Source organism: Mesorhizobium sp. M7A.F.Ca.CA.004.04.2.1 (assembly GCF_004022825.1).
Taxonomy (GTDB): Bacteria; Pseudomonadota; Alphaproteobacteria; order Rhizobiales; family Rhizobiaceae; genus Mesorhizobium.
Genome location: NZ_RZPH01000635.1, coordinates 1 through 3,584, shown reverse-complemented (window position 1 = coordinate 3,584; position 3,584 = coordinate 1). Strand labels below are relative to the sequence as shown.

The window sequence follows — 3,584 nt, the reverse complement described above, 5'->3', positions numbered from 1 at the left end:
CTCCGGTACAAGGGCCTGATGGCGGCGCTGGAGCTGGTCTCGGACCGCACGACGAAAAAGCCGGCCGACAAGAAGACCATGGCCGTGGTTTCGGAGGCCGCCTATGAGGCCGGCGTCATGCTGCGTGTGTCGGGCAACACCATCATCCTGTCGCCGCCGCTCATCATCACCGCCGCCGATGTGACGAAGATTGGCGAAGCGCTGGATGCAGGCCTATCGAAGGCCTGACGGGTTAGCTGGACACAACGGAGTTTCAAGACGCAATGAGCCAATCGCAAGAAGCACTGGTTAGCCGGCGTTCCCGCCTGCTCGGCGCGAAATCGCAATTGTTCTACGACGAGCCCGTGCATCTGGTGCGCGGCGAAGGCGTCTGGCTCTACGATGCCGATGGTCGGAAATATCTCGACGCCTACAACAATGTCGCACATGTCGGCCACTGCCACCCGCATGTGGTCGAAGCCCTGTGCCGGCAGGCCAGCCTGCTCAACACCCACACGCGCTATCTGCACACCGCCATCCTTGATTATGTCGAGCGGCTGACCGCGACCTTCGATGCCAGCCTGTCGTCCGCCATCCTGACCTGCACCGGCAGTGAGGCCAACGACATCGCGCTGCGCATGGCGCAGGCCGCAACCGGCCGCATGGGCATCATCGCCACCGACGCCACCTACCATGGCAACACCACGGCGGTTTCGCAGCTCAGCACCCGCATGCCGCCGGTCGGCGGCCGCGCGCGCCAAGTGCGGCTGGTGCCGACGCCCGACAGCTATCGCCATCCCGATGCGACGGCCGACGGCAAGGCCTTTGGCGATGCGGTGCGGGGAGCCATCGCCGCGCTGGCAAAGGACGGCATCGGCCTGTCCGGCATCATTTTGTGCCCGCTGCTCGAAAATGAAGGCTTCCCGACGCTTCCCAGCGGATTTTTCGAAGACGCCGTGGCGGCGGTGCGTGAAGCGGGCGGGTTGGTCATCGCCGATGAGGTGCAACCTGGTTTCGGCCGTACCGGCAGCCATTTCTGGGGCCACCAGCGCGCTGGCTTCGTGCCCGACATCGTCACCATGGGCAAGCCGATGGGCAACGGCCATCCGGTCGCCGCGGTGGTCACCACCAAGGACACATTGGCGACCTTCCGCAACGCTTTCCGTTACTTCAACACCTTTGGCGGCAATCCGGTTTCCTGCGCGGTGGCCAATGCCGTCCTCGACGTCATCGAGCAGGAAGATCTCGTCGCCAACGCACGTGACGTCGGCGCCTATGCGCTCGGTCTGCTGCGCCCGCTGGCCGAGCGCCATGAATGCATCGGCGAGGTCAGGGGCGCCGGCCTGTTCTTCGGCGCCGAACTGGTTCACGACCGCGAGACGCGCGAGCCGGCGCCCGACATTGCCGAGCAGGTCGCCAACCGCATGCGCCACCGCGGTGTGCTCATGGGCAAGACCGGGATCCACGGCAATGTGCTGAAGATCCGCCCGCCCATGCCGTTCTCGCGCGACAATGCCGACGTCCTGATCGGCGCCCTCGACGAGGTGCTGGGTGAAGTCGGCGGAGTGAAGGCGTGAACGCTGTTTCCACGCAATCCGAGCCCGAGACGGCAGCCGATGTCACCGAGCTTGCCAAGCGCGCGCTCGAACATTGGGGCATTCGTGAGGGTGAGCCAGAGCTGCTGAAATTCCGCGAGAACGCGGTGTTTCGCGTCATCTTGCCAACAGGCCAGCCGGCCGCCATGCGCATTCATCGGCTTGGCTATCACACGGACGCCGCCCTGCGCTCGGAACTGCAATGGATGGGCTTTTTGCAAGCGGCCGGCATCGCCACGCCATCTGCGGTCGCCACGCCGGCCGGCGATCTGTTCGTGCTTGTCAGCGCCAACGCCTCAGTGCAACCCCGGCAAGTCGATTGCTTGAGCTGGCTGGAAGGCCGCGCCGTCGGCGCGCGAGGCGTGCCGCTGGATTTTACGCCCGAGCAGGCAAGACAGGTCTTTACCGCGATGGGCCGAACCATCGCCCACATGCACAATGTCACGTCTGCCTGGACGCCGCCCGCCGGCTTTGCCCGCCATGCCTGGGATTTCAATGGCTTCTTCGGCGCGAACCCGAATTGGGGCCGCTTCGAGACCTCGCCCTTCCTCGACGGCCCTCATCGCGAGCTGGTTTTCCAGGCGCGGGAAAAGGCCGTGAAGGCGCTGTCGGAGCATGAACGCAGCGCCCGCAATTTCGGCATCATCCACGCCGATCTGGTGCGCGAGAATGTGCTCGTCCATGACGGCGCGATCCGCATCATCGACTTCGACGATTGCGGCCATGGCTGGCACATGTACGACCTTGCCGTCGCGCTCTACCAGAACCGCGATGAGGCGATCTATCCGCTGATCGAGGCCGCTTTGCTCGAGGGCTATCGGCAGGAGCGGGCACTGACCGCGCGCGACATCGCCGCGCTGCCGCTGTTTTCGGCGTTGCGTGCCTTTGCTTTCCTCGGTTGGGTGCAGAGCCGCGTCGAAGGCGACATCACCAGGGATGTCGGCCAGCGTATGTCGGCCATCGCAGCCGATGTGGTGATTGCCTATCTGCGTGGCGAATAGGGCCGATCAATAAGAACTGGCGGGTCATCAGCCCTTCGCGAAATGGATGCTGACCGTGCCCGAACTGCCGAAATCGGCGACGATCGTGTCGCCGGGCCGCGCCTCGACCGGGCGCACGAACGATCCAGAGAGCACCACCTCGCCAGCCGCGATCGACATGCCGTAGCGGGCGAGCCTGTCCGCCAGCCAGGCGATGCCCATGGCCGGGTGGTTGAGCACGCCGGCGCCAAGCCCGGTTTCCTCTACCTCGGCGTTGCGCGAGACGATGGCGCCGATCCAGCGCATGTCGGCCTCATCAGGACGTTGCCGCCGGCCGCCGATGACAATGCCGGCATTGGCGGCATTGTCGGAAATCGTGTCGAAGAAGGTGCGCACCTTCTTCGTCTCGGCATTGACGCGCTCGATGCGCGTATCGAGGATTTCCAGCGCCGGTGTGATGTAGTCGGTGGCGTGGAGCACGTCGGAGATGGTCACGCCGGGGCCTTTCAGCGGCGCCTTCATGACGAAGGCGATCTCGGCCTCGACGCGCGGCTGGATGAAGCGGCCGGCCGGCACCGTCGCGCCGTCATGGAAGAACATGTCGTCGAACAGCACGCCCGAATCCGGCGTGTCGATGGCAAGCGCGTACTGCATTGCCTTCGATGTCAGCCCGATCTTCCAGCCCTTCGGCTTCAGCCCGGCATCGATCTTGCGCGCCACCAGCGCCGCTTGCACGCGATAGGCGTCCTCCATCGTCGCATCGGGAAAATCGAGGCTGAGCAGACGGATCTGGCGGCGCGACCGCTCGGCCTCGAACAGCTGTGCCGCGGCGTCCTCCACCTGTTCCGGGGTCATTGCGCTGCCTCGTCGACGACACCGTTTCTGAGCACGCCGATGCCTTCGGCCTCCACCTCGATCACGTCGCCGGGCTTCAGCCAGATCGGCGGCTCGAAGCGGGCGCCAGCACCCGTCGGCGTGCCGGTGACGATGATATCGCCCGGCACCAGCGTGGTGAAGGTCGAGATGTAGT

4 protein-coding genes and 1 pseudogene are annotated in these 3,584 nt (G+C 65.2%); 3 read left to right on the top strand and 2 right to left on the bottom strand.

The window, feature by feature from the left end:
* From EN893_RS24250 to EN893_RS24240, 3 genes and pseudogenes are all read left to right on the top strand, one after another.
* A pseudogene (locus EN893_RS24250) lies at positions 1 to 228 on the top strand (aminotransferase class III-fold pyridoxal phosphate-dependent enzyme); the annotation flags it as partial.
* Positions 229 to 263: 35 nt separating this feature from the next.
* Positions 264 to 1,556 (top strand): aminotransferase class III-fold pyridoxal phosphate-dependent enzyme, encoded by a 1,293-nt coding sequence (locus EN893_RS24245; RefSeq protein ID WP_127266753.1) that lies wholly within the window; start codon positions 264 to 266, stop codon positions 1,554 to 1,556.
* On the top strand, positions 1,553 to 2,575 hold the full coding sequence (locus tag EN893_RS24240; protein ID WP_127266754.1) for a phosphotransferase: 1,023 nt from the start codon (positions 1,553 to 1,555) through the stop codon (positions 2,573 to 2,575). Before EN893_RS24245 ends, EN893_RS24240 begins: the two co-directional genes overlap by 4 nt.
* Before the next feature lie 27 nt (positions 2,576 to 2,602).
* On the opposite strand, the gene hpaH is transcribed toward EN893_RS24240, so the two are convergent.
* Positions 2,603 to 3,409 (bottom strand): 2-oxo-hept-4-ene-1,7-dioate hydratase, encoded by an 807-nt coding sequence (hpaH, locus tag EN893_RS24235; protein ID WP_127266755.1) that lies wholly within the window; start codon positions 3,407 to 3,409, stop codon positions 2,603 to 2,605.
* On the bottom strand, positions 3,406 to 3,584 hold a 179-nt coding region (locus EN893_RS24230; RefSeq protein WP_164901065.1), incomplete at its 5' end, for a fumarylacetoacetate hydrolase family protein. The genes EN893_RS24230 and hpaH, both read right to left, overlap by 4 nt.

What these genes read in the sequence shown, in the direction of transcription:
- EN893_RS24245 (WP_127266753.1), top strand. Translation starts at nt 264, where the DNA reads ATGAGCCAATCGCAAGAAGCACTGGTTAGCCGGCGTTCCCGCCTGCTC.
- hpaH (WP_127266755.1), bottom strand. Translation starts at nt 3,409, where the DNA reads ATGACCCCGGAACAGGTGGAGGACGCCGCGGCACAGCTGTTCGAGGCC.